Origin of the sequence: Klebsiella sp. MBT K-1, from assembly GCF_002556465.1 — a bacterium.
Taxonomy (GTDB): Bacteria; Pseudomonadota; Gammaproteobacteria; order Enterobacterales; family Enterobacteriaceae; genus Klebsiella; species Klebsiella grimontii.
Genome location: NZ_PDEL01000010.1, coordinates 59,237 through 85,326 on the forward strand (window position 1 = coordinate 59,237; position 26,090 = coordinate 85,326).

Genomic DNA, 26,090 nt, shown 5'->3' on the forward strand with positions numbered 1-26,090 from the left:
TTCAACCCAGCAGCGCCATATCGATCAGACGAAGCAGCGTCGACTGAAGATGCGTCTGCATGGCGATATGCGCGTTGTTGGCGCGAATGCGGGCAATATCGCGCTGCCCTTGCAGAAGCAGAGCCAGGTCGTCATGGGTTAACCAGCCGCGCGTTTTCTCCTGCACGCGTAGATTATTCTGTCATAGCGCATCGCTATCGCTTAACGCCAGGCTAACTTGCTGACGAATCTGGCGATCTTCTTGCCTGAGTCATTGTCGGTCGACCGGCGCGGCCGCTGCATCGCTGATGAACTGCAGATAAGTTCTTCCAGCACCAGCACCAGCAGCTGCTGATATGCCGTGCTGCTGTAGCTATCAACCCAACTGCAGGCGGTCATCAAAAACAGCGCCGCGGCGAGGGGCAGGCGATAAACTCCAGGCTGTAAATACATGATGCATCCTGCAATTTATGGCTGTGGTGCTATCTGATAACAGATGCCGTCCGGCCGCAAATCACAAAATATCAGCGGGAAAAAATGAGAGGAAATGATGCCTCTTCCCGGGACGGGAAGAGGCAGATGAGATTACTTCAGCATGGGCTTGAGGAAGCGAGCCGTATAGGAGGCCTCGCACTCGGCGACCGTTTCCGGGGTACCGGAAACGAGGATCTCCCCGCCGCCGCTTCCGCCCTCCGGCCCAAGGTCAACGATCCAGTCAGCCGTCTTGATGACGTCCAGGTTGTGTTCAATCACCACGATGGTATTGCCCTGGTCGCGCAGCTGGTGCAGAACTTCCAGCAGCTGCTGAATATCGGCAAAGTGCAGACCGGTGGTCGGTTCATCAAGGATATACAGCGTTTGCCCGGTACCGCGTTTGGACAGCTCGCGCGCCAGCTTGACGCGCTGTGCTTCGCCGCCGGAGAGGGTAGTCGCTGACTGGCCCAGACGAATATAGGTCAGGCCGACGTCCATCAGCGTTTGCAGCTTACGCGCCAGCGCCGGTACCGCATCGAAGAACTCACGCGCTTCTTCGATGGTCATATCCAGCACTTCATGAATCGTTTTGCCTTTGTACTTAATCTCCAGCGTTTCGCGGTTATAGCGCTTGCCTTTGCACTGGTCGCACGGCACGTAGATATCCGGCAGGAAGTGCATCTCGACTTTGATCACGCCGTCACCCTGGCAGGCTTCACAGCGACCGCCGCGCACGTTAAAGCTGAAGCGGCCCGGCGTGTAGCCGCGCGAACGCGATTCAGGTACGCCGGCAAACAGTTCACGGACCGGCGTAAAGACGCCGGTGTAGGTTGCCGGGTTAGAACGCGGCGTACGACCGATGGGGCTCTGGTCGATATCAATGACTTTGTCGAAATGTTCCAGCCCCTGCACGTCGCGGTACGGCGCCGGTTCGGCGATAGTGGCGCCGTTGAGCTGACGCTGGGCAATCGGGAACAGCGTGTCGTTGATCAGCGTGGATTTACCCGACCCGGAAACGCCGGTAATGCAGGTGAAGAGGCCTACCGGCAGCGTCAGGGTCACGTCTTTCAGGTTATTGCCGCGCGCGCCGGACAGCTTCAGCACTTTCTCCGGATTGGCGGGCACGCGCTGTTTCGGCACTTCGATTTTACGCTTGCCGCTCATGAACTGGCCGGTCAGCGATTCCGGCACCGCCATAATATCTTCCAGCTTGCCTTCGGCCACGACCTGACCGCCGTGTACCCCGGCGCCCGGGCCGATATCGATAACGTGGTCGGCGGCGCGAATAGCGTCTTCATCGTGCTCAACGACGATCACGGTGTTGCCGAGATTTCGCAGGTGGATCAGGGTGCCAAGCAGGCGTTCGTTATCGCGCTGGTGCAGGCCGATAGAGGGCTCATCCAGTACGTACATCACGCCGACCAGGCCCGCGCCGATCTGGCTGGCGAGGCGGATACGCTGCGCTTCGCCGCCGGAGAGGGTTTCCGCCGAACGGGAGAGCGTCAGGTAGTTCAGACCGACGTTGACGAGGAACTTCAGGCGATCGCCAATCTCTTTCAGAACTTTTTCAGCAATTTGCGCACGCTGGCCGGAGAGCTTCAGGTTGTTGAAGAAGTCCATCGCGTGGCCGATGCTCATGTCCGAGATGGTCGGCAGCGGGGTATTTTCCACGAACACGTGCCGCGCTTCGCGCTTCAGGCGGGTCCCTTCACAGCTGGTGCAGGGACGGTTGCTGATGAATTTCGCTAACTCTTCACGTACCGCGCTGGATTCCGTCTCTTTATAACGGCGTTCCATGTTATGCAGCACGCCTTCGAACGGATGGCGGCGCACGGAGGTATCGCCGCGATCGTTCATATATTTGAATTCAATATTCTCTTTGCCTGAGCCGTACAGGACCACTTTTTGTACGCTGCTATTCAGCGTGCCCCAGGGGGCTTCAACATCGAATTCATAATGTTCCGCCAGCGACTTCAGCATCTGGAAGTAGTAAAAATTGCGCCGATCCCAGCCGCGAATCGCCCCGCCCGCCAGCGACAGCTCAGGGTTCTGAATCACGCGTTCCGGGTCAAAATACTGCTGCACGCCGAGGCCGTCGCAGGTCGGGCAAGCGCCCGCCGGGTTGTTGAAGGAGAACAGGCGCGGTTCCAGTTCGCGCATGCTGTAACCGCAAATCGGGCAGGCGAAGTTGGCGGAAAACAGCAGCTCTTCAGCTTTCGGATCGTCCATATTGGCGACGATGGCGGTGCCGCCCGACAGCTCCAGCGCGGTTTCAAAAGACTCGGCCAGGCGCGTGCTGAGATCGTCGCGCACCTTAAAGCGGTCAATCACCACTTCAATAGTGTGTTTCTTCTGCAGCTCCAGCTTTGGCGGATCGGAGAGATCGCAGACCTCGCCGTCGATCCTCGCGCGGATGTAGCCCTGCCCGGCAAGGTTTTCAAGGGTTTTGTTATGTTCGCCTTTGCGCTCTTTAATGATTGGCGCCAGCAGCATCAGGCGCTGACCTTCAGGCTGGGAGAGCACGTTATCGACCATCTGGCTCACGGTCTGCGCCGCCAGCGGGACGTCGTGATCCGGGCAACGCGGCTCGCCGACGCGAGCGTACAGCAGGCGCAGGTAGTCGTGAATTTCGGTAATGGTGCCTACCGTTGAACGGGGGTTGTGGGACGTTGATTTCTGTTCAATGGAAATCGCCGGCGACAGCCCTTCAATATGGTCGACATCGGGCTTCTCCATCAGCGACAGGAACTGCCGCGCGTAGGCGGAGAGCGACTCAACGTAGCGACGCTGCCCTTCGGCATACAACGTGTCGAAAGCCAATGAGGATTTGCCTGAACCCGAAAGCCCGGTGACGACAATGAGTTTGTCGCGCGGGATGACGAGGTTGATATTTTTGAGATTGTGGGTGCGGGCGCCCCGAACTTCGATCTTATCCATTCACCTTTCCCGGTAGATACGCGGATTGCCTGGTTTGTTAGAAGGACAAACGGCAGAAACGGCTAATTATGACACAATTTAACCTGTTTGAATATACAGTATTGGAATGCATTTTCCGGCGGGATGTGTAAAAATGTCGCACCGCGAGAGTTATCTGGAACCTACTTCCCAGCTATCAACATAGCACCTGGAAATGGTACACTCGCGCGTTTACACTATTAAGAAACGCATTCAGGAGACACAAACATGGCCAGCAGAGGCGTAAACAAGGTGATTCTCGTCGGTAATCTGGGCCAGGACCCGGAAGTACGCTACATGCCGAGTGGTGGCGCAGTTGCCAACATTACGCTGGCTACTTCCGAATCCTGGCGTGATAAAGCGACCGGTGAGATGAAAGAGCAGACCGAATGGCACCGCGTTGTGCTGTTCGGCAAACTGGCGGAAGTGGCCGGCGAGTATCTGCGTAAAGGTTCTCAGGTCTACATTGAAGGCCAGCTGCGTACGCGTAAATGGACTGACCAATCCGGTCAGGAAAAATACACCACCGAAGTTGTGGTTAACGTTGGCGGCACGATGCAAATGCTCGGCGGTCGTCAGCAGGGCGCAGGCGCCCCGGCAGGCGGCGGTCAGCAGCAGGGCGGTTGGGGTCAGCCTCAGCAGCCGCAGGGCGGAAACCAGTTCAGCGGCGGCGCGCAGTCTCGTCCGCAGCAGCAGGCTCCGGCAGCCCCTTCCAATGAGCCGCCGATGGACTTTGACGACGATATCCCGTTCTAATCGCGATTAACCGTTGTGAAGTCAGTTCTGAAAAAGCCCCAGCCCGGGGCTTTTTCTATTTTGAAACGCGGTTTTTCAGCGCTATTTCACCGTGAAGCGGGCGTGGCCGCAGCGGCTGGCGTAGCTGTCGCGGGCGGCATGACCGGATTTTTGGCGGCCGCTGTCGCCAGCTGCTTGCGCGCCATTTCATCCACAATCAGCCGGTAAGCGATGTAATATTTATAGATATTGCTGACATAGCTAACGGTCTCGGAACCGATCTTCTCGGCGGCCAGATATTCCACGTTGCCAAACCAGACGTTTGGATCAAAACCGCGCCTTTTGGTATCTGCCCGTAGCCGGGCAATGCGCGCGGGGCCCGCGTTATAGGAGGCGAACGAGAAAAGCGCCTTATCAAGCTGGGTCATCGGTTCATCGCCATAGTAGCGGTCTATCATCCAGCGCATATATTTCACCCCGGCATGAATATTGGGGTCGAGCAGTTTAATATCGCCGACGTTCAGCTCCCTGCCGGTGCCCGGCATTACCTGCATAACGCCAATTGCGCCGACGTGGCTACGTACAGACTGATTAAGCCGCGACTCCTGATAGCCCTGCGCCGCCATCAGCAGCCAGTCAACGTCGTAGCGATCGCCATATTTGCGGAAGATCTCCACCATGGTCAGAAATTTACGCCGCTCTTTTTGCGCTGCCGCGTTTTTAACATATCGGGCATCCTTCAGGTAGCGCAGCAGAATCGTATTACCCAGCTTGCTGCCCTGACGATTTTTGTTGATGAATTCATTAAGCAAGGCCAGCAGCTGCGGGCTGTTGTTGCGTACCGCCCAGCCGATATTGCCTTCGTTGCGCAGAATGATGTTTTGATGAACCTGAATGCTGGGGAAGACCTGCTTCCAGAACAGTGCCTTGTGGCGGTCGACGACGGTCAAGGGAATCAGGCCCGCGCTGAGCATCTCTATCAGATCTTCATCCTCCAGCGCTTCGGGCGCCGATGTGAGGGTGATGGGAGGCAAAGATTGCTGCGCAAAGCGCGCGTTGAGCGCAACCAGGCTCTCGTAATAGCTCGATGAGGTACGCACAAAGACCGTTTTACCGGAAAGCTGCTGCAGATTTTCCACTTTGGGGGAACCCGGGCCGGAAAGGAGCAGCTCCTGAACGTGAGAGTATATCGGCGCGGTAAAGGTCATCTCCTGCTGGCGGGCAGCGGTCTCCGTCAGGTTGGCGGCGATAATATCCCCTTTACCGGCGTTAAGCGCGCTGATGAGCTGGTCGCGGGCAACTGGCACAAAGATGATACGGACCTTAAGATGACGATGTTTAAGCTTTTTCTCCTTCGCCAGGCTTTGGTTAAGGCTACGTTCAAACTCCATAAAAATATCGTGAGTGGCGCCACGCTGAGTGCCTTTGTTAATAAAGAAAAAGGTTTTGCTGAAGGTGGTTAATACGCGAATAGTTCGCCGGTCGAGCATTCCGGGTAAATCTCCCTTCCAGGGCTGTAGCATATCGTCAACGTCGACCTTCAGGGCCTCTCGTTCCTCTGGCTCTGACAGTTTGTTCTCAGCGGCGGCGTAAACGGAGGTGAAGCATAGCAGGGCGGCAAAGCATGCGAGCCCGCCGACAAGGTATCGATAGAACGATGAAGTGTTCATGGCGCGGTGCTCCGCAGGGGGATTTTCTTATTTTAGTCAATTCCACGCCGTTAGCATCCCCGGCGATCGCGTATGCGAGTCGGCTAGTCCGCTATTTTAATTATTCTATTAATTTACAATGACGATATTTATCGTGAAATAATAAACCCACACGCCCTAATTAATTATGGAGATAATATGTCTGAATTGTGTTTTTTTAATGTGGATATACTTCAGTTATTTAACTGTTCTAAAAATAAAAAACGACTTTAGCTCTCTTATCTTTTTGTTTTTATTGATTTGTTAAAAATTATCCGTGCGGTGGATAATTATCCACTTGATAATAAATCTCATTTCTAATAACGTTGTGTGGCACAAGACTCCTATTACTGCTGTTCGGCGAATGCTGTCAAAGAATAGCACGGTGCGTTTATTTCTTCATTTTTGCCAGAGTAATAAATCTATTTTGGCTGCTCATTATTTATTGCTATTCCGCTATTTAAGCGGGAGGGCCCGGCTACGCCAAAAGCAGAGATACTGCGCTTGCATAAAAGTCATTACCGTTGTTTATCTGACTGATGAAGAAGACGTGCCCCGACAGCTAAAAAGAAAAACAGGGCATATTCCATGAAATACGATTCACACTACTCGCTGGCCGTACTAATCCCGATGGTCATCTGGGGAGGGACGCTGCCGGTTCAGGCCGCTGATGGCAGCATGCCAGACGATACGAAGATATCTGAAACGGCTGCGGTAAATGACGATGAAACGATGGTGGTCACCGCGGCGGCGCAGACGCTGCAAGCCCCCGGCGTATCGACCATCACCGCTGAGGAGATCCGTAAACATCCGCCCGCGCGTGATGTCTCCGAGCTGATTCGTACCCAGCCCGGCGTCAACCTCACCGGTAACTCCACCAGCGGCCAGCGCGGTAATAACCGCCAGGTCGATATTCGCGGCATGGGACCGGAGAACACCCTGATTCTGGTGGATGGTAAACCGGTGACCAGTCGTAATTCCGTGCGCTATGGCTGGCGCGGCGACCGCGATACGCGCGGTGATACCAGCTGGGTACCGGCGGAAATGATCGATCATATCGACGTGATTCGCGGCCCTGCGGCGGCCCGCTACGGTAACGGCGCGATGGGCGGGGTGGTGAATATCGTCACAAAACCGGCCACCAGCGAGTGGCATGGGTCCTGGAATACCTATATGAACGCACCTCAGCATCGTAAAGAGGGCGCGACGAAGCGGACAAACTTCAGCCTCAATGGTCCGCTATCGGATGAGGTCAGCTTTAATTTATGGGGAAACCTGAGCAAAACGCAGGCCGATGCCCAGGATATCAACGCTGGCCACGAAGCGGCGCGAACCGGTAGCTATGCGGGATCGTATCCTGCAGGGCGCGAAGGCGTGGTGAATAAAGATATCCACGGTAAGCTGCGCTGGGAATTTGCGCCGATGCAGGCGCTGGAGTTTGAAACCGGCTACAGTCGCCAGGGCAACCTGTATGCAGGCGACACGCAGAATACCAACACCAGCACGCTGGTGAAAAGTCTGTACGGGAAAGAGACCAACCGCCTCTATCGCCAGACGTATGGCGTCACGTGGACCGGCGGCTGGGATAACGGCGTGACCAGCAATACCTGGGCGCAGTATGAGCACACCCGTAACTCGCGTATGAATGAGGGACTGGCGGGCGGAACGGAAGGGATCTTCTCCAGCAGCGAATTCTCCGATATCGACCTGTCGGATGTGCTGCTGCACAGCGAGGTGAATATTCCGTTTACCCTGGGATTCGAACAGAATCTGACGCTGGGTACCGAGTGGAACCAGCAGCGGATGAAAGATGGCGTGTCGACCACCCAGTCGCTCTCTTATGGCTCCATTGACGGTATGTCGGCAACCGGACGCAGCCCCTATTCCAGCGCCGAGATTTTCTCGCTGTTTACCGAAGACAATATCGCGCTGACCGAGAGCACTATGCTGACACCGGCCCTACGCTTCGACCATCACAGCATCGTCGGCAATAACTGGAGCCCCTCGCTGAATCTCTCGCAGGGGCTGTCGGATGACTGGACGCTGAAGCTTGGCATCGCCCGCGCGTATAAAGCGCCGAACCTTTACCAGCTCAACCCGAACTATATTCTCTACAGCAACGGCCAGGGCTGTTATGCCAGCAGCTCAGCCTGTTACCTGATGGGGAACAGCGATCTGAAGGCGGAAACCAGCGTCAATAAAGAGATTGGCCTTGAGTATAAGCACAACGGCTATCAGGCGGGGCTGACCTGGTTCCGTAACGACTACCATAACAAGATTGAGTCGGGCTACTCGGCGGTGGGGACGGCCAGCAATGGCACCACCAATATTTACCAATGGGAAAACGTACCGAAGGCGCTGGTTGAAGGGCTGGAAGGTTCGCTGAATCTCCCGGTAAGTGAAACGGTCAACTGGAGCAACAACCTGACGTGGATGCTGCAGAGTAAGAACAAGACCACCGGCGATCGCCTGTCGGTGATCCCGCAGTTTACGCTGAACTCGACCGTCAGCTGGCAGGTACGCGACGATCTTTCGTTGCAGAGCACTTTCACCTGGTACGGCCGTCAGAAACCTAAACGTTTCAACTATAAAGGCGAGGCGGTATCCGGCAGCGAATTAAATGAAGTGAGCCCGTACAGCATTGTCGGGCTCAGCGCGACCTGGGATGTGAATAAAAACCTGAGCCTGACCAGCGGAGTGGATAACCTGTTCGATATTCGTCACTACCGTGCCGGTAATGCGCAGACAACGGGGAATTCGACGACCGGCGCTTATCTGTATGGCGCAGGGGCGGAGACCTATAATGAATCGGGCCGGACGTTTTATATCAGCGTGAATACGCATTTCTGATCAACCACCCAATCATCCGGCGGAATAATGAACTATTCCGGTTTTTTTTATTTTAGCGTCAAGGACATTGGGTTCGGATATAAATTATGACAAAATCTCCATGGCCTCTACACAATTAATTCAACATAGCAGCTTACACTGCTTCCTGTTGATCGGGTCTGCCTGATCCCAGAAACGATTAACGGTGGCATCCTGCCATTTCCATTCTAAAGTTGTTCCTCTTCCCCCTTCCATTCCCAACCGCAGCAATGCGGAGGAGGGGGAGCCTCTATCATCATATATTCAGGATTTTGCGCAGCTGGGCTGGCGTCATCATATAGTACCTTTTAAAGGTGCGGTTAAAGGCGCTGATATCTTCATAGCCCGCCAGAATACAAATATCAACGATGCGAAAAGCCGGTTTAACCTTTAATAAATCAAGGGCTAATTGCATCCGCTGCTGGCGGATATAGGCCATTGGCGACATATTAAAATAGTGACGAAACAGGCGAAATAGGTGCCATTCGGAATAGCCGGAAAAGAGGCTCAGCGCCCGCATGGTGAGCTTCTTCTCAAGGTTGTTTTTTATCCAGCGCACCAGCTCGCTCAGCACTGAACGCTGAATTTCATTTCGTGGCATGATATCGACTCATTTCATTATGATGGCAATCTGGCTGCATAATTTATTCACTATCTCTTCATTTTATCTACGGGGTTATAGGTTAGTTTGTGGCTGTTCCTGGTTTATCCCAGAGAGCATCATTCCTAACAAGATCTTTTTCCCCCTTTCAACCAATGCGAAAGGGGGCTTTTTATTTTTTTAATTAAAAAACAGGCGGTGTAGAATTTTAATGTTGCCTGGAAATGCTTATCTGACTGGGTGGGGAAAAGAAAGTTCCATTAAAAAATAATTTTTTCAACATTCTCACACATCCATTTTTTCTCCATTTTCTCGTCATAATTGCGTGCAATTCTGCGCCTCGTTCAGGTTATTTAAAACTGCGTCAGAATTTGTCTGGCGCACTGAACTGCATTATTCCCAGCAGGATATCTGCTATTGCCAAATATCTTTTAGACGACACCTCCATGCTAAAAAAAACGAGTCTCATCGCCGGTCTATTGATTTCCCCTTTAACGCTTTACGCATCAACCGCCTATACGGTAGATGACATTCGTTTCGAGGGGCTACAGCGCGTTACCGTTGGCGCTGCGCTACTGAGCATGCCTGTTCATACGGGAGAAGAGGTTTCTAATGAGGATATCAGCGATTCGGTCCGCGCCCTCTATGCCAGCGGCAACTTTGAGAACGTGCAGATCCTGCGCGATGGCAGCACGCTGGTGGTGCAGGTTACAGAGCGGCCAAGCATCGCTAAAATCAGCTTTTCCGGGAATAAATCCGTTAAGGATGATGCCCTCAAAGAGAATCTGGCCGCCACAGGTATTGAAGAGGGCAGCGCGTTGGATCGCAATGCGCTCACGGAAATAGAAAAAGGGCTCCAGGATTTTTATTACAGCGTCGGGAAATATAGCGCTCAGGTTCACGCTGTCGTCACGCCGCTGCCGCGTAATCGCGTTGATTTAACCTTTGTATTTCAGGAAGGGGTATCGGCAAAAATCGCGCAAATTAATATTATTGGCAACCAGGCTTTTAGCACAGAAACGTTGCTGGACCAGCTGCAGCTACGCGACAGCGTTCCGTGGTGGAACGTGATTGGCGATAAGAAATACCAAAAGCAAAAGATGGCGGCGGATCTGGAGACCATTCGTAGCTATTATCTCGATCGCGGCTATGCGCGTTTTACCATTAATTCGAGTCAGGTCAGTATTACCCCGGATAAAAAATCGCTGTATATCACGATCAATCTTAGCGAAGGCGATCGTTATAAAGTGACCAGTACGGTCGTGACCGGCGACATGGCGCAGCATAGCCAGGAAATTGAAGCGCTGGTGAAGCCTTTAGCGGGGAAATGGTACAGCGGCGCGGAAATTACGGCGTCTGAGAACAGCATTAAGACGCTACTGGGAAAATACGGCTATGCCTGGCCGCAGGTGAACACCGCGCCGGATATTGATGAGGCGAAAAAAAACGTCGTTTTGCATATTAACGTGGATGCCGGCCGCCGTTATTCGGTGCGTCAGATTCGCTTTGAGGGTAACGATACTTCCCGCGATGCAGTGCTGCGTCGCGAAATGCGCCAGATGGAAGGCGCGTGGCTGAATGACGAGAAGGTCGAGCAGGGAAAAACGCGGCTGGATCGTAGCGGATTTTTCGAAACCGTCGACAAGCAGATCGTTCCGGTTAGCGGTAGTCAGGATCAGGTGGACGTGGTCTATAAGGTGAAGGAGCGCAATACCGGCTCCTTTAACGTGGGTCTGGGCTTCGGTACCGACAGCGGCGTGAGCTACCAGCTCGGCGTCACGCAGGATAACTGGCTGGGGAGCGGCAATAGCGTCAGCTTCAACGGCACGCGCAACAGCTACCAGTCCTATATTGAGCTGGGGGCGACGAATCCTTACTTCACCGTGGATGGCATCAGCCTCGGCGGCAAAATCTTCTACAACAGTTACGATGCTTCTGATGCCGATTCCGGCAGCTACAACCAGCAAAGCTACGGCGTTGGCAGTACGCTGGGGTTCCCGATTAGCGAGAATAACGCTCTTAACCTGGGCCTGGACTATGTCCATAACCGCCTGACCAATATGGACCCGGAGCTCACCACCTGGCGCTATCTTAACTCGCGGGGTATCTATCCTGACGTCGTCACCAAAGATGGCGACAGCGGCGCCACCTATAGCGCCAATGACTATTTTGCCAGCGTTGGCTGGAGCTATAACAACCTCGATCGCGGCTTCTTCCCGCGCGCGGGGAATAAAAGCAGCCTGACCGCCAAGGTTACCGTGCCCGGTTCGGATAACAGCTATTACAAAGTCACTTTCGATACCACCCAATATATGCCGCTGACCGAGAGCAAAAGCTGGGTGTGGATGGAGCACCTGCGCGCGGGCTATGCCGATGGGCTGAACGGCAAATCGGTACCGTTTTATGATAATTTTTATGCCGGCGGATCGTCGTCGGTTCGCGGTTTTTCGTCGAATACGATTGGCCCAAAAGCGGCTTATTATCGTTGTAATGGTTCTGAAAGCAGCTACAGCGCCTGTCCGCTGGACTCGTCTTCCGATGCGGTTGGCGGTAACGCGATGGCGGTGCTGAACAGCGAGTTTATTGTGCCGACGCCGTTTGTGAATGACAAATACGCTGACAGCCTGCGGACGTCGCTGTTCCTCGATGCCGGTACGGTATGGAGCACCTCCTGGCAAAATACCGCCCAGACGCTGGCGGCCGGGATCCCTGACTATGGCGATCCGTCGCATATCCGGATGTCCGCCGGGATTGCGGTGCAGTGGATGTCGCCATTAGGCCCGCTGGTATTCTCATGGGCCGAGCCGTTTAAAAAATACGATGGGGATAAAGCTGAACAGTTCCAGTTTAATATTGGTAAAACATGGTGATACCGGCGTTTAATATGCGCACAATAGCTTAGATATTTTTGATTTATTCCCAGTGTAATATTACAGGCTACTGCTGTTGGTAGCCTGTAATTTATTGTCAATATATTCTTATTTATGTATGCTCATGACTGGTGCTGCCGTTGATTATTATGACTAACCATTCATTGTTATAATGCAATATTCACGCTACATCTTAGTGAGTATAAAGCACTTTGAGCATTGTCTGATATCACATTATTAATCGATCGCCTTGCGGTTAGCTATGATGAATGCTATCAATAATAGAGTCATTAATCAGCAATGCACGCAAGGATAGAAAATGAAATGGACTATTCATAATACTCTTGTCTGCCCACATTCCGGGGTGGCTTTTTCCTCAATTTCCAGCCTACGGTTTTTAAAGTTTATTCTTTGGTATGAGGCCGACATTTTATTACTGCCGGGCGAGTCGATAAAACTCTACTCATCGAGTGTGTTAATCAACGAGCAATATCACGCGGTAAAAGTTTATAACATCACGCGATACGATGAGGCGCAGTGGGAGAAGCTGCGGGAGCGGCCTTCCTGCCCTTATCATTCTACCGCCACGACGGCAGACTCCTGCCGTTACCAGGCGCTCTGTGCCATAAAACGCTGCCCGAACGACTTTCCACGCGCAGTACCGGGGCTGCCGTCGGGGCAGCGCGATCTGGGCCAGCGGATGCGTTAAAACCTGGCGGCTACCTTGCCATCGCTACGGTTTATGCTGGTGATGTATTTAGCTGTCGCAGAGGAGGGAATTGCTGCGCACCTGTCCGGGCCAGGGCGTTACTGCCCGGACAGGTACACCGGCGCCCGGCCTGGGTGGGCGGACATCAGGTCATCATCATCGGCCATTCAGGCGGAGTCTGGCTCATGACTTCAATCATCACGTCCTTGATATTGCCCCAGATTTTCGCCACGTCCAGCAGCGTGATGCCTAACAGACCGGTGGCGAACCAGCAGGCCGCGGCCAGGCCCATACAGCTACAAATCACCGCTAAACCGGCATAATCGCTTTTACGTAGCTGAATGTTTAACGAGCTGGCCAGAAACATCAGCACTGCGCTCACGAGCGGCCAGCGCAAAAGTACGACACTGGTAGTAATGGAAGCCATCAACCTATCCTCAACGAAATTTGGGAGCCTGTGACAACCGGGTGAGACTGACGATGGTACGGTGCTCTGGCTATCTTCAGGCAAACAAGATCGTAATGAAACAACGTTTTTGTTTCATCAACTAATGTGAACTATATCACACTTGTTCTTTTATTGACCAGCCCAAAAAAGGTCTTTTATGGCGCCTATTAACCATTCAAATAGCATGGTTAATAGGGAGGGGTAGGATTCTTCTTTCAGCGTGAAGGCCGATTATAAGGGATTCCCGGCGACTTTTCTTTTTTATATAGGTTTATGTTCTACGGATTTTGTTACTTATTCCGGCTAATTATACGGATAAACCGAATAACATAGTGGAGCTAATCTCATTCTGTTGAGAATGTTTCTCCAGACTTCTATAAGCCAGTATTATTCATAATTCATCGTCATGAGGTTTTTACGTCAAAGCATGGGTTGCTGAGATGCCCTGATTCATATCAAAGTAAGCAGAGTCATCGGGGTAGCTCACCTTGATTAAGGCGTATCGCATGGATAAGAAGCGGAAATGAATCATAGCGCGCCACGTAAGGCGTTGAGAATATTTGGCATCGTGTTAGTCATTCTGCTACCGGTGCTGCTGGCGTTGTGGTTTGCGCAGATACGCGCCAAAGCGGAAACCGGCGATCAGCTGCGGTTGTTTTCTCGGCTGGCGCTGCAAAAAACGGAGTTGGTGATTCGTGAGGCCGACGAAGCGCGGGATAAAGCCCGTTTGTATCAGGGAGAGATATGTTCGCCGCAGCATCAGCAATATCTGCTCGGGATTGTTCGCGGCCTGCTCTATATCGACGATTTAATCTACGCCAACGGCACCCATTTTTTCTGCTCCACCACGGTACGCCGCCCGACGGGGTGGCGAATTCCGGCCGCAACCTATACCAAAAAGCCGGATATCGCGATTTACTACTACCGCGAAACGCCTTTCTACCCAGACTACGCGATGAACTATATGCAGCGCGGCAACTATGTGGTGGTGGTGAATCCGCTCTCATACAGCGCGTTGATAACCAGCGACCGCAACCTCGCCTGGGGCGTTTTTGACACCAAAACCCGGCAGTTTTTTTCCGTCAGCAAGAATGCCGACCCCGCTGAGCTGCATCGTCTGATTCGCGCTGAAGAGGCTTTATTTCATCAGGATGGCCGCGTTTATACCATCGCCCATTCCAGCGTTCGCCCGATAGCCGTCATTATGTCGACCTCGCGCGTCAGCTATTATCAGAATTTTTATAACCAGGTCACGTTGACGTTACCGCTGGGGCTGATTTGCAGCGTATTGCTTTTACTGGTGTGGTCGCGCACCCGGCAGCAGTACCACTCTCCGCGTAAGATGCTGCAGCGGGCGTTGAGCCGTCGCCAGCTGTGCCTGCACTATCAGCCGGTTATCGATATTAAAAATCACCGCTGCGTCGGTACCGAAGCATTATTGCGCTGGCCGGGTTTTGATGGCCCGGTGATGAGCCCGGCGGAGTTTATTCCGCTGGCGGAAAACGAAGGGATGATCGCGCAGGTCACCGACTATGTGATAGAAGAGGTTTTTGCCGATCTTGGCGAGTTTCTGGCACGGCAGCCGCATCTGTACGTGGCGATTAACCTTTCCGCTTCCGATTTCCATTCTGCGCGCCTGATTGAGAACATCAACGAGAAGATCCGCCGCTACGCGGTCAAGGCGGAGCAAATTAAAATTGAAGTGACCGAACGCGGGTTTATCGACGTGGCGAAAACGACGCCGGTGATTCAGGCGTTCCGCGAGGCGGGATATGAAATCGCTATTGATGATTTCGGTACCGGGTACTCCAACCTGAACAACCTCCATGCGCTCAACGTCGATGTCCTTAAGATTGATAAATCTTTTGTCGACATGCTGACGAGCAACACCACCAGCCACATGATTGCCGAGCATATTATCCAGATGGCGAACAGCCTGCGCTTAAAAATCGTGGCTGAAGGCGTCGAAACGGCAGAGCAGGTCGCATGGCTCCAAAAGCGCGGCGTGCAATACTGCCAGGGATGGCACTTTGCGAAAGCGATGCCGCCGCAGGAGTTCATGCAGTGGCTGGCGAATGACCGCATCAGCCTCTGCCCTTATCAGCAGCCTTATCAGGCAGAAATTTGATGGCGATAGGCGGTAGGCGTACGGTCAAATTCGCGGCGGAACACCCGCGAGAAGGTCTGCTGCGACACGTAGCCGAGATCCATCGCGATATCAAAAATAGGGCGTTGGGTGGTTCTTAGCGCTTCCGCGGCGAGCAGCAGGCGGCGCTGGCGAATGTAATCTCCCAGCGTTTGATGCATCACGGCACGGAACATCCGCTGTAGATACCATTTCGAGTATCCCGATTTTCTGGCGACTATATCAATGTTAAGTGGTTGATCGATATGTTCATCAATCCATTCAATAAGCGTTTGGATAATATCCTGATGGGACATAAAGCGGCCTCTCTCAATTCTCGATTCGTCGTTTTGTCTGCGGGCGAGTATAATTCCTCAAGTTAACTTGAGGTAAAGCGCTTTATGGAAAAGAAATCACCCCGCATCAAAATGCTGCTGACGTCCGGCGAAGTGGCAAAACGAACCGGCGTGGCCGTCTCCGCGCTGCACTTTTATGAAAGCAAAGGGCTGATCCACAGCCAGCGCAACGCGGGCAATCAGCGGCGCTACCGGCGCGACGTCCTGCGCGCGGTGGCGATCATTAAGATTGCGCAACGTATTGGTATCCCGCTGGCAACCATCGGCGACGCGTTCGGCGTACTGCCGGAAGGGCATAACCTCAGCGCTAAAGAGTGGAAGATGCTGTCGTCCCAGTGGCGGGAAGAGCTGGACCGGCGCATCCATACCCTGACCGCGCTGCGCGATCAGCTCGACGGCTGCATCGGCTGCGGCTGTCTGTCGCGCCGCGACTGTCCGTTACGCAACCCGGGCGATAAGCTGGGCGAAGAGGGGACCGGCGCGCGATTGTTGGAAGATGACTAAAAAAACTAAAGCGCCACAACAGGGCGCTTTAGTTGTTTTCCGGTCTTGGTCTTTCGCTCTATCCCGCTGGTACGCAGGAGGGTTTCCCCCGACGTCGGCTCACCTCAGTATTGCGCAATCTTTGATGGAGGTTCCGGTTTGCGCCGACACTTTAAGTGTGGCTCTTTTCTCTGAATTTGCCTCTTCCGTTTGCCGAAAAATTCCCGTCATTCGCCGCCTGTTCCTATAGTTAATTTGAACAAACAGCGGGAGAGGCCCATGTTAACGGTACATCATCTCAATCAGTCACGATCGCAGCGCGTATTATGGGCGCTGGAAGAGCTGCAGCTGCCTTATCAGGTTGTCTCTTATCAGCGGGGAAAGGATATGCTCGCCCCGGCGGAATTAAAAAGCGTTCATCCGCTGGGCAAATCGCCGGTTGTCGAGGATAACGGTCATATTCTGGCCGAATCCGGCGCCATGCTGGAGTATTTACAGGAAACCTATGATAGCGCCCGGCGCTTAAAGCCCGAGTCGGTGGAAGATAAGCTGCAATATCGTTTTTGGCTGCACTACGCCGAGGGTTCGCTAATGCCCCTGCTGCTGATGAAGCTGGTATTTGCCAGCCTGGGTAAACCCCCGGTGCCGTTTGGCATGCGCACGTTGGGCAATGCGTTGGGCAAAGGGGTGCAAAAGGCGTGGCTTAACCGTCAGCTGGAAACCCATGCCCGCTTTATTGAGGCGCACCTTTCCCGCCAGCGCTGGTTTGCCGGCGCGGAGCTAAGTATGGCCGATATTCAGATGAGCTTTCCGGCGATGGCGCTGCTGGCGCGCGGCGGCGTGGATGATTTACCGCATCTGACGCAGTGGGTTCAGCGCGTAGAGCAGCGCCCGGCCTGGCAGAAGGCGATTGAGCGCGGGGGGCCGTTTACCTTACCCGGCGAGTAAACTATTACTAAAGCCGATGACCGACGAAAATTGCTATCAGCGCAATACAAAAATGTTACCGGATTGCGCATGGACGATAACGTTTGCGCATCGGCTGGTTATTTCCTGAACGTCATAAGCGAAATTTAGCGAAATACGACAAACTTCAGTTGAAAAGGCCCGTCTAAAGGCTGGATAATCGTTTGCCTTTTTATTTTGCTCATCATTTCCTCTGCTAACAGGGGGGGAGCAAAGTCATTCTTCACACCGTATTGGATGCGCGGAGTTAAACGTTTGCTTTTCACAGCCCCTGGCGCTGCGATGTAGCACAAGGAGATCGCGTTTAACTGGCAGTGGATGGTCCACCACGCATCCAGACGAACGATAAAAATTCTCAGGGGAAGTTTTCTATGTCTACGCCTTCTGCGCGTACCGGCGGTTCATTGGACGCCTGGTTTAAAATTTCTGCTCGCGGCAGCACCGTGCGTCAGGAAATCGTTGCCGGTCTTACCACCTTTCTGGCGATGGTCTATTCCGTCATCGTGGTGCCGGGTATGCTCGGTAAAGCGGGTTTCCCGCCGGCAGCGGTATTTGTCTCCACCTGTCTGGTTGCCGGCGTCGGCTCGCTGGTGATGGGCCTGTGGGCGAACCTGCCGCTGGCGATTGGCTGCGCCATCTCGCTGACCGCGTTTACCGCCTTCAGCCTGGTGCTGGGTCAGCAGATCAGCATTCCGGTCGCGCTGGGCGCGGTCTTTCTGATGGGCGTGTTGTTTACGGTGATTTCCGCAACCGGTATTCGTAGCTGGATCCTGCGTAACCTGCCGCAGGGCGTGGCGCACGGCACCGGGATTGGTATCGGCCTGTTCCTGCTGCTGATTGCCGCCAACGGCGTGGGCCTGGTTATCAAAAACCCGCTGGATGGTCTGCCGGTGGCGCTGGGTCATTTTGACAGCTTCCCGGTGATTATGTCGCTGATCGGGCTGGCGGTGATTATCGGCCTTGAAAAACTGAAAGTACCGGGCGGTATCCTGCTGACGATTATCGGCGTCTCGATTATCGGCCTGATCTTCGATCCTAACGTCCACTTCACCGGGATTTTCGCCATGCCGTCGCTGAGCGACGATAAAGGCAACTCGCTGATCGGTAGCCTGGATATCGTGGGCGCGCTGAACCCGGTCGTGCTGCCAAGCGTGCTTGCGCTGGTGATGACCGCGGTGTTTGACGCCACCGGTACTATCCGCGCGGTGGCCGGTCAGGCGAACCTGCTGGATAAAGACGGGCAAATTATTAACGGCGGCAAAGCGCTGACCACCGACTCCCTGAGCAGCGTTTTCTCCGGCCTGGTGGGCGCGGCACCGGCGGCGGTGTATATCGAATCGGCTGCCGGTACGGCGGCGGGCGGCAAAACCGGCCTGACGGCAGTGACCGTTGGCGTGCTGTTCCTGCTGATCCTGTTCCTCTCGCCGCTCTCCTATCTGGTTCCGGCATATGCCACCGCTCCGGCGCTGATGTACGTCGGCCTGCTGATGCTGAGCAATGTGGCGAAAATCGATTTCAACGACTTCGTCGACGCGATGGCGGGCCTGATTACCGCGGTCTTTATCGTGCTGACCTGCAACATCGTGACCGGTATCATGATCGGCTTTGCGGCGCTGGTGATTGGACGCCTGGTGTCCGGCGAATGGCGTAAGCTAAACTTGGGTACGGTGATCATCGCCGCGGCGTTGGTTATCTTCTACGCCGGCGGTTGGGCGATTTAACTTTTCCTGCTAACAACGGGCGGCTTTGGCCGCCCGCTTAATTTTTAAGCCACATCCTGTTTCCTTTTGCGTTAATCTGAGTAGCGTATTATGCCGAGACATGATGCCTCAGATGTAAAAAAAGAAACGCAGCAAACAGGGAACACATGGAAATATTCTTTACCATACTCATAATGACCCTCGTGGTCTCTCTCTCCGGGGTGGTTACACGCGTACTGCCCTTTCAGGTTCCACTCCCCTTAATCCAAATCGGCATCGGCGCGCTGTTGGCCTGGCCTACCTTCGGATTGCATGTCGAATTCGACCCTGAACTCTTTCTGGTTCTGTTCATTCCGCCGCTGCTTTTTGCCGACGGCTGGAAGACGCCGACCCGCGAGTTCATTGAGCATGGGCGAGAAATTTTCGGTCTGGCGCTAGCGCTGGTGGTGGTGACGGTGGTCGGTATTGGCTACCTCATCTACTGGATCGTTCCGGGTATTCCGCTGATTCCGGCTTTTGCTCTGGCGGCGGTACTGTCGCCAACGGATGCCGTGGCGCTGTCCGGGATTGTCGGCGAAGGGCGCATCCCGAAAAAAATTATGGGGATTTTGCAGGGCGAGGCGCTGATGAACGATGCCTCCGGCCTGGTCTCCTTGAAGTTTGCCGTTGCGGTGGCGATGGGCACGATGGTCTTTACCGTCGGCGGCGCGACGGTGGAGTTTTTCAAGGTGGCTGTCGGCGGTATTCTCGCGGGCTTCGTGGTCAGCTGGCTGTACGGGCGCTCGATGCGCTTCCTCAGCCGCTGGGGCGGCGATGAACCGGCGACGCAAATTGTGCTGCTGTTCCTGCTGCCGTTCGCTTCTTACCTGATCGCCGAGCATATCGGCTTTTCCGGAATCCTGGCGGCGGTCGCGGCGGGGATGACCATCACGCGTTCCGGGGTGATGCGCAGCGCGCCGCTGGCGATGCGCCTGCGCGCCAACAGCACCTGGGCGATGCTGGAGTTCGTGTTTAACGGCATGGTCTTCCTGCTGTTGGGCCTGCAGCTGCCGGATATTCTCTCCACTTCGCTGGTGGCCGCGGAAGCGGATCCCAACGTCGAAACCTGGATGCTGTTTACCGATATCATCCTGATTTATGCCGCCCTGATGCTGGTGCGTTTTGGCTGGCTGTGGACGATGCGCAAACTCAGCCAGCGTTTCCTGAAAAAGAAACCGATGGAGTTCGGCTCCTGGACCACGCGCGAGCTGCTGATCTCCTCCGTCGCCGGCGTCCGCGGGGCGATTACCCTTGCCGGCGTGCTGTCGATTCCCCTGCTGCTGCCGGACGGCAACGTCTTCCCGGCGCGCTATGAGCTGGTGTTCCTCGCTGCCGGGGTGATTCTGTTCTCGCTGTTCGTCGGCGTGATTGTGCTGCCGATTCTGCTGCGGCATATCGAGTCGAGCGATCATGTCCAGCAGCGCAAAGAGGAGCGTCTGGCGCGGGCGGCAACCGCGGATGTGGCGATTGTCGCGATTCAGAAAATGGAAGAGCGCCTGGCTGCGGATACCAAAGAGAATATCGATAATCAGCTGCTGACCGAGGTCAGTTCCAGGGTCATTGGTAACCTGCGTCGTCGCGCCGATGGGCGCAACGATGTTGAAACCTCGATGCTGGAAGAGAGCCTCGAACGCCGGTTCCGTCTGGCGGCGCTGCGCTCAGAACGCGGGGAGCTGTACCACCTGCGCGCTACCCGGCAGATCAGTAACGAGACGCTGCAGAAGCTGCTGCACGACCTCGACCTGCTGGAAGCCCTGTTAATCGAAGATCGCTAAACTTTTCCCGGTTCCCCGATGGCCTTCGCCGCTCGGGGAACCGGGATTTCACGATGCGCTAGCCGATGAACCCGCAACATTATGTACGCTATCATCACGGATTTTATTTGCCTGTGCGAAGAAAGGGAGTGCCTGGCAGATTAGAAGATCTGCGTAATTGCAGAGTAGTGAATAAAATAAAGGCGTTATCTTTTTAGAAACTGGATGAATTTTTTAGAGGTTTCAGAAAGAATGCCAAAATGAGTATAAATAAAGAAATCTCTTATGAAAATGGTATTTTCAATTGCTAGCGGTTTAATTAGGCCGGCGGTAAGTTCGAGGTGATATATCGGGGCTGGCATCGAGGTTAATAAATCACTGTTGCATATGAGGGATTTTATCGCGGATGATGAAGAGCATTCGATAATCGGTTTTGGCGGCGTCATGTTATTATCATGATAGACTTCGGTTAATATCTGCATAGGGGTGCTATCGTTTGGCGGCATAATCCACGAATATTCTTCAGTGTCCTGTAATTTCAAGTTTTTTTTGCCCTGTAACGGATGGTTGCTACGCGAAATAATCTGTATGCTATCCGTGAAGTTTATTTTTCCACGCTCGATGATTTTATCATTATGCGGCAACGGGCCGCATATGGCGATATCGATGTCATGAGTTAATAATGATTTAAAAAGCTCTGAATCTATGCGATCCTGGATCTTAATATAAATATCAGGAAAGGCCTGATGGAAGTTGTTTACTTTCTCGATAAAATGGCTGGATAGAAAACTGGATACGCAGCCAGCTCTGACTATTCCTTTCCCTGAACCATTAATAAGATCCAGTTCCTGGCGCGCTTTTCGCTCGGTGTTCATTAAGGTAATGGCATGAGGTAAAAAGGCCGTGCCCAGCTCGCTCAGTGAGACCCCATGCTTATGCCGTTCAAATAGCGTGGCATTCAAATCTGACTCAAGGCCGGATAACAGTCGGCTCAGGCCAGATTGCGTTATTCCAAGTTTGCTTGCCGCAAGAGTGAGGTTACCCTCTGAGGATACCATGATAAATGCCTGTATTTGCTTCATTTTTATAGACATGTCAAATACTCATTAAACGGTACGTTTTCGCATTGTATATCAATTTTATTCTATATTACTATCAATGGAAATTATGTAGACAGCATCAAGAAAATAAATTTTCCTGAAAGTGATGGGTAATTATTCATTAAACTAATTAATTGCTCATTGTAATCTTATATTCATGCCTGACGCGTAAGAATACAATGTGTGCCTGCGGGAGAAGTATCATGGCGATAGCGGGAAGGAGTCCTTAGTAAGAGTTTTAATCTGTTCGGCTTTAAATCACATATACCTGAAAATTGGTTCTGAAGAGAAATGACACTATGACAAATAACAGTATTCTCTTAATTCTTGGTGCCATCTTACCTGTAATAGTAACCGTTTTGCTTGGTTACATCAGCGGTAAGCGAAAAGATTTTGCGTGGGAGCAGGCTGGCGCGATAAATAAACTCGTCATGCTCTATGCTCTCCCCCTTAGTATTTTTAGTAATATGGTGATGACCCCGCGTAGTATTGTTATGAATATGGGGCCCGTTGCCGCCGCGATTATCGTTGCGCTAATTGTAAGTTTTTTAATTCCATTGCTTGTTGCGCGTTATATCTGCAGGCGGGATCTCTCTTTAAGCACGCTGCAGGCGCTGGCGATTGGTTCTCCTGCCGTTCCTTTTATTGGGACATCGGTGCTGGCTTTTTTATTTGGCACGGTAAGCGCATCGCTGATTACGGTATCAAGCATTACGCAAAACGTTTTTCAACTTCCGCTGGTTATGATATTAATGTCGTATGCTTCCGGCGACAAAAATAATACATCGTTTATCTCTAGCGTGATTAATGCTATTAAACAGCCGGTAGTCTGGTCGCCGGTTCTGGCTCTTATTATCGTGATAATGGATATCCATATTCCCGAGACCGTGGCCATGTCGTTAGGATTATTGGGTAAAGCAACCGGGGGACTGGCGCTGTTCTCGGCGGGTATTGTGCTCTATGCGCGTAGTGTAGTGATTACGCTGCCTACTATTATTACCGTTATAGCCAGAAATATTATCGTTCCCGGACTATGTTATTTCGCGCTGGTCGGCCTCGGTTTCTCAATGGAGCAAATTAAAGAAGTCGTATTGACGATGGCTATTCCAGTGGGATCGATTGCTATCATTATTGCAATGCAATATAAAACGGGTGAACAAGAAATGGCCTCGACCATGGCGTTGAGTATTATTGCCTCGATCCTGACCATGGGTGGATTCATCCTGTTAACCTTTTAATTATGCAGATAGAATAATCAGGTGAGAATATGCAATTAATTAATATATCTGCCGCGGAAATGATATTATATCGTTTGCAGGCGCTTGGCATTGAATTCATCTTTATCAATTCAGGAACGGATTATCCGCCGATGGTTGAGGCCTACTCTCGCTTAAAAAGCGAAGGGTGTTTGGTTCCTGAATTTGTTGTTTGCCCGCATGAAAACGCCGCGATTGGCATGGCCCATGGATACTATCTGGCAACCGGTAAAGTGCAAGCTGTGATGGTGCATACGAATGTCGGGTTGGCTAATGCCGCATGCGGGATTATTAATCTTGCCAATAGTAATATACCGGTAATCATTTTTGGCGGGCGCACGCCCATCAGTGAACATTCTCATTTCGGCTGCCGGAATACGCCTATCGGCTATGGCCAGGAAATGCGCGATCAGGCCGCGCTGGTTCGTGAATCGGTTAAATGGGATTTTGAATTGCGTTATGCCGATCAGGCCGGGGAACATGTCGATCGCGCCTGGGCGATTGCGAACTCTTTGCCCAAAGGACCGGTTTATTTAAGCTTGCCACGCGAGCCTTTGTGCGAAACTTTTGCCACCGACTCGGCCGCCCTGAACTGCCGCCCCTCCCAGCAGCCGATAAGTTTTTCCCCGGCTCCGGACTCGCTGTCAATGGCTGCCACGCTGATTGCCAACGCCAGGCACCCGGTTATCTTCTCGCAAAGAGGCGCAAGGACCCGGCAAGCCTTCGACCTGATTAGCACCTTCGTCGAACAGTGGGCGATTCCGGTGGTGGAATATTGGGGGACCGAGGTGACCATTTCCGCTGCCCATCCGATGTATGCCGGCAATGAGCCAGCTTACTGGTTGTCAAAAGCGGATGTGGTCATCGTCATTGACTCGCAGGCGCCCTGGATGATTGAGAGTATGAACGTTAATCCGGACTGCAAGGTTATTCAAATTGGTCCCGACCCGCTCTTCTCACGCTACCCGGTTCGCGGGTATCAATCTGATGTTAACCTGGCCGGTGAAACGGATACGATATTCAAATTACTGGATAATGCATTAAAACCTTATCTGGCGGAGAAAAGCGCGAGCGTCGAGGAGCGCTATTCCCATGTCGCTGCGCATAATAAAAAAGAAAGAACCACAAGAGATAACGTTGTTGATTCCGCAAACGCAGGGCCTATCGGCAAGCCATGGTTAAGCTATTGTCTGGGAGCGCTGGCTAATAAATACAACGGTAAAATCACATCTGAATTAACCACATTACCGCAGTTCGCCAACTTCATTCAGCCGGAAAGCTATTATCAGGAAGCACTCTCCGGCGGACTGGGTGAAGCATTCCCTATCGCCCTGGGATTACAGCTAGCCAATCGCGATGAATTAGTGATCGCCGCCGTTGGCGATGGTTCTTATCTGTTTTCCAATCCCGCGGTATGCCATCACATTGCCGAGGTAATGAAGCTTCCCGTGCTGGTTGTCGTTGGCAATAACGCTGGATGGGGCGCGGTGGCCGGTGGAACGCTGGCGCTATATCCGGACGGCTATGCGGCGAAAATGGATAAGGTTCCGGCGACATCATTTACGTTATCGCCCGATCTGGCAGCTATCGCTGCATCAAGCCGCGCGGCCGCGATGAAGGTAGATCGCGCTGAGGACTTACTCGATACCCTGGAGGAAGCCGTCAATATTATTCGTACTCAGAAGCGTTCGGTGCTGGTTGACGTCATTCTCGGGAAATAATACCTGACTGGCGGCCGCCGCCTTGTTGCTGGCGGTGGTATGCCAGAGATGACGACGCGTTCTCTTCTGGCTTTGGGGAAGGTTAATTAAGGAGATTGTATGACCGAGCATTGCGCTTTACCGGGATCGTTTAAGGCTGCCGTTGTCCGTCAGCCGGGCGGCCCTTTTGAACTGGAAACCGTCCAGTTAAATTCGCTTCAGCCTCATGAGGTCGTTGTTCGTATCGTGGCGACGGGGATGTGCCATACCGATATGGTTGCCCGCGATCGGCTCTATCCGATCCCGCAGCCTATCGTGCTGGGCCATGAAGGGGCAGGAGTGGTGGAGGCCGTCGGGGCGGAAGTACAAAAAGTGGTCCCCGGCGATCATGTCGTACTGACGTTTTTATCCTGCGGCGCTTGCCGTCCTTGTCTTGAGGGCGTGCCGGCCAGTTGTCAAAACTTTAATGCCCTGAATTTTTCCGGCCAGCGTAGTGATGGCAGCCATGCGCTATGCCACCATGGCAACCAAACGCTGCACGATCGCTTTTTCGGCCAGTCATCTTTCGCCGCGTTCTCCGTGGTCGATCAGCGTAATCTTGTTAAGGTTCGCCCGGATGCGCCGCTGGAGCTGCTTGGGCCGTTGGGTTGCGGTATCCAGACCGGCGCCGGAGCGGTGTTGAATGCATTAAAAGTAGCAGCCGGAAGCTCTTTTGCCGCCTTTGGCGGCGGAACGGTGGGATTAAGCGGCGTCATGGCTGCCTACGTCGCCGGGGCAACAACTATCATCGTCATTGACGTGGTTGAGGAGCGCCTGGCATTAGCGCGTGAGCTGGGTGCAACGCATGTGATTAACAGTAAGAAAGAAGATCCCGTTGAAGCTATCCGGCATATCACTGGCGATGGCGTTGACTTTAGCCTGGAGTCTACCGGGCGGCCTGAGATTGTCCGCGCCGCCGTTGAGGCGCTACGCCCACGTGGTATGTGCGGTATTGTCGGCGCCTCAAAAACCGGGACCACGTTCGCGCTGGATATGAATGATGTGATGCAAAACTGCAAGGTATTGCGCGGCATCGTTGAGGGCGACAGCATCCCGGATATATTTATCCCGCAGCTGGTTGAGCTGTATGTGCAAGGGCGTTTCCCCATTGATAAGCTGATACGTTTTTATCCCTTCGAGGAGATTAACCAGGCTGCTCACGATAGCGAGTGTGGGAAAACCATTAAACCCGTTATTCGAATCGGATAAAGGCAGGCTAGCGCAGCATACCTGCCGAGCTTTTGG

19 protein-coding genes and 1 pseudogene are annotated in these 26,090 nt (G+C 53.2%); 12 read left to right on the top strand and 8 right to left on the bottom strand.

Annotated elements, in window-relative coordinates; all coding sequences use genetic code 11:
* Position 1 precedes the first annotated feature (1 nt).
* The 3 genes and pseudogenes from CMQ96_RS28680 to uvrA all read right to left on the bottom strand — a co-directional run.
* Positions 2-166: pseudogene (locus CMQ96_RS28680) on the bottom strand (hypothetical protein); the annotation flags it as partial.
* A gap of 35 nt (positions 167-201) precedes the next feature.
* Positions 202-432: a hypothetical protein gene (locus CMQ96_RS16160; protein WP_065365704.1), complete on the bottom strand. Its 231-nt coding sequence runs from the start codon at positions 430-432 to the stop codon at positions 202-204.
* A gap of 132 nt (positions 433-564) precedes the next feature.
* Positions 565-3,390: an excinuclease ABC subunit UvrA gene (gene uvrA / locus CMQ96_RS16165; protein ID WP_004097797.1), complete on the bottom strand. Its 2,826-nt coding sequence runs from the start codon at positions 3,388-3,390 to the stop codon at positions 565-567.
* A gap of 246 nt (positions 3,391-3,636) precedes the next feature.
* Between uvrA and ssb1 the strand changes: the two genes are divergently transcribed.
* Positions 3,637-4,164 (top strand): single-stranded DNA-binding protein SSB1, encoded by a 528-nt coding sequence (gene ssb1, locus CMQ96_RS16175; protein ID WP_004097799.1) that lies wholly within the window; start codon positions 3,637-3,639, stop codon positions 4,162-4,164.
* An 86-nt stretch (positions 4,165-4,250) separates the two neighbouring features.
* On the opposite strand, the gene CMQ96_RS16180 is transcribed toward ssb1, so the two are convergent.
* Positions 4,251-5,813, bottom strand: coding sequence for a lytic transglycosylase F (locus CMQ96_RS16180; RefSeq protein ID WP_098067022.1), 1,563 nt, complete (start codon positions 5,811-5,813; stop codon positions 4,251-4,253).
* A gap of 606 nt (positions 5,814-6,419) precedes the next feature.
* Here CMQ96_RS16180 and CMQ96_RS16185 point away from each other — a divergent pair.
* Positions 6,420-8,681 (top strand): TonB-dependent siderophore receptor, encoded by a 2,262-nt coding sequence (locus CMQ96_RS16185; protein ID WP_082236843.1) that lies wholly within the window; start codon positions 6,420-6,422, stop codon positions 8,679-8,681.
* A gap of 274 nt (positions 8,682-8,955) precedes the next feature.
* Here the strand turns inward: CMQ96_RS16185 and CMQ96_RS16190 are convergent, their stop codons facing one another.
* Complete coding sequence (locus tag CMQ96_RS16190) at positions 8,956-9,300, bottom strand: AraC family transcriptional regulator (RefSeq protein WP_004137534.1); 345 nt, start codon at positions 9,298-9,300, stop codon at positions 8,956-8,958.
* Positions 9,301-9,746: 446 nt separating this feature from the next.
* On the opposite strand from CMQ96_RS16190, the gene bamA reads away from it, so the two are divergent.
* Positions 9,747-12,170, top strand: coding sequence for an outer membrane protein assembly factor BamA (gene bamA, locus CMQ96_RS16195; protein WP_024360192.1), 2,424 nt, complete (start codon positions 9,747-9,749; stop codon positions 12,168-12,170).
* Positions 12,171-12,489: 319 nt separating this feature from the next.
* Entirely contained in the window at positions 12,490-12,879 is a 390-nt protein-coding gene (iraM, locus tag CMQ96_RS16200; RefSeq protein WP_024360193.1) for an anti-adapter protein IraM, read from the top strand.
* Positions 12,880-13,024: 145 nt separating this feature from the next.
* Here the strand turns inward: iraM and CMQ96_RS16205 are convergent, their stop codons facing one another.
* Positions 13,025-13,306, bottom strand: a complete 282-nt coding sequence (locus CMQ96_RS16205; protein WP_004097808.1) for a YjcB family protein — start codon at positions 13,304-13,306, stop codon at positions 13,025-13,027.
* A gap of 544 nt (positions 13,307-13,850) precedes the next feature.
* Between CMQ96_RS16205 and CMQ96_RS16210 the strand changes: the two genes are divergently transcribed.
* A complete protein-coding gene (locus CMQ96_RS16210; protein ID WP_024360194.1) occupies positions 13,851-15,455 on the top strand; it encodes an EAL domain-containing protein in 1,605 nt (534 codons plus the stop codon).
* On the opposite strand, the gene soxS is transcribed toward CMQ96_RS16210, so the two are convergent.
* The gene (gene soxS, locus CMQ96_RS16215) at positions 15,440-15,769 is read right to left on the bottom strand and encodes a superoxide response transcriptional regulator SoxS (protein ID WP_004097813.1); all 330 of its coding nucleotides are present in this window, start codon (positions 15,767-15,769) and stop codon (positions 15,440-15,442) included. The genes CMQ96_RS16210 and soxS overlap by 16 nt on opposite strands.
* An 84-nt stretch (positions 15,770-15,853) precedes the next feature.
* Here soxS and soxR point away from each other — a divergent pair, with 84 nt between their 5' ends.
* The 4 genes from soxR to CMQ96_RS16240 all read left to right on the top strand — a co-directional run bounded on the left by soxR (position 15,854) and on the right by CMQ96_RS16240 (position 20,771).
* A complete protein-coding gene (soxR, locus tag CMQ96_RS16220; protein WP_098067023.1) occupies positions 15,854-16,312 on the top strand; it encodes a redox-sensitive transcriptional activator SoxR in 459 nt (152 codons plus the stop codon).
* Positions 16,313-16,570: 258 nt separating this feature from the next.
* Positions 16,571-17,239, top strand: a complete 669-nt coding sequence (locus CMQ96_RS16225) for a glutathione S-transferase family protein (protein WP_024360195.1) — start codon at positions 16,571-16,573, stop codon at positions 17,237-17,239.
* Positions 17,240-17,628: 389 nt separating this feature from the next.
* Complete coding sequence (locus CMQ96_RS16235) at positions 17,629-18,978, top strand: NCS2 family permease (protein WP_024360196.1); 1,350 nt, start codon at positions 17,629-17,631, stop codon at positions 18,976-18,978.
* A 146-nt stretch (positions 18,979-19,124) separates the two neighbouring features.
* Complete coding sequence (locus CMQ96_RS16240; protein ID WP_004137520.1) at positions 19,125-20,771, top strand: Na+/H+ antiporter; 1,647 nt, start codon at positions 19,125-19,127, stop codon at positions 20,769-20,771.
* A gap of 185 nt (positions 20,772-20,956) precedes the next feature.
* On the opposite strand, the gene CMQ96_RS16245 is transcribed toward CMQ96_RS16240, so the two are convergent.
* Positions 20,957-21,844, bottom strand: coding sequence for a LysR family transcriptional regulator (locus tag CMQ96_RS16245; protein WP_024360197.1), 888 nt, complete (start codon positions 21,842-21,844; stop codon positions 20,957-20,959).
* 305 nt (positions 21,845-22,149) lie between these two features.
* Between CMQ96_RS16245 and CMQ96_RS16250 the strand changes: the two genes are divergently transcribed.
* The 3 genes from CMQ96_RS16250 to CMQ96_RS16260 all read left to right on the top strand — a co-directional run bounded on the left by CMQ96_RS16250 (position 22,150) and on the right by CMQ96_RS16260 (position 26,054).
* Positions 22,150-23,088, top strand: coding sequence for an AEC family transporter (locus tag CMQ96_RS16250; protein WP_004137517.1), 939 nt, complete (start codon positions 22,150-22,152; stop codon positions 23,086-23,088).
* 29 nt (positions 23,089-23,117) lie between these two features.
* The gene (locus CMQ96_RS16255; protein ID WP_098067024.1) at positions 23,118-24,827 is read left to right on the top strand and encodes a thiamine pyrophosphate-requiring protein; all 1,710 of its coding nucleotides are present in this window, start codon (positions 23,118-23,120) and stop codon (positions 24,825-24,827) included.
* A gap of 99 nt (positions 24,828-24,926) precedes the next feature.
* Complete coding sequence (locus CMQ96_RS16260) at positions 24,927-26,054, top strand: NAD(P)-dependent alcohol dehydrogenase (RefSeq protein ID WP_024360199.1); 1,128 nt, start codon at positions 24,927-24,929, stop codon at positions 26,052-26,054.
* Positions 26,055-26,090 lie beyond the last annotated feature (36 nt).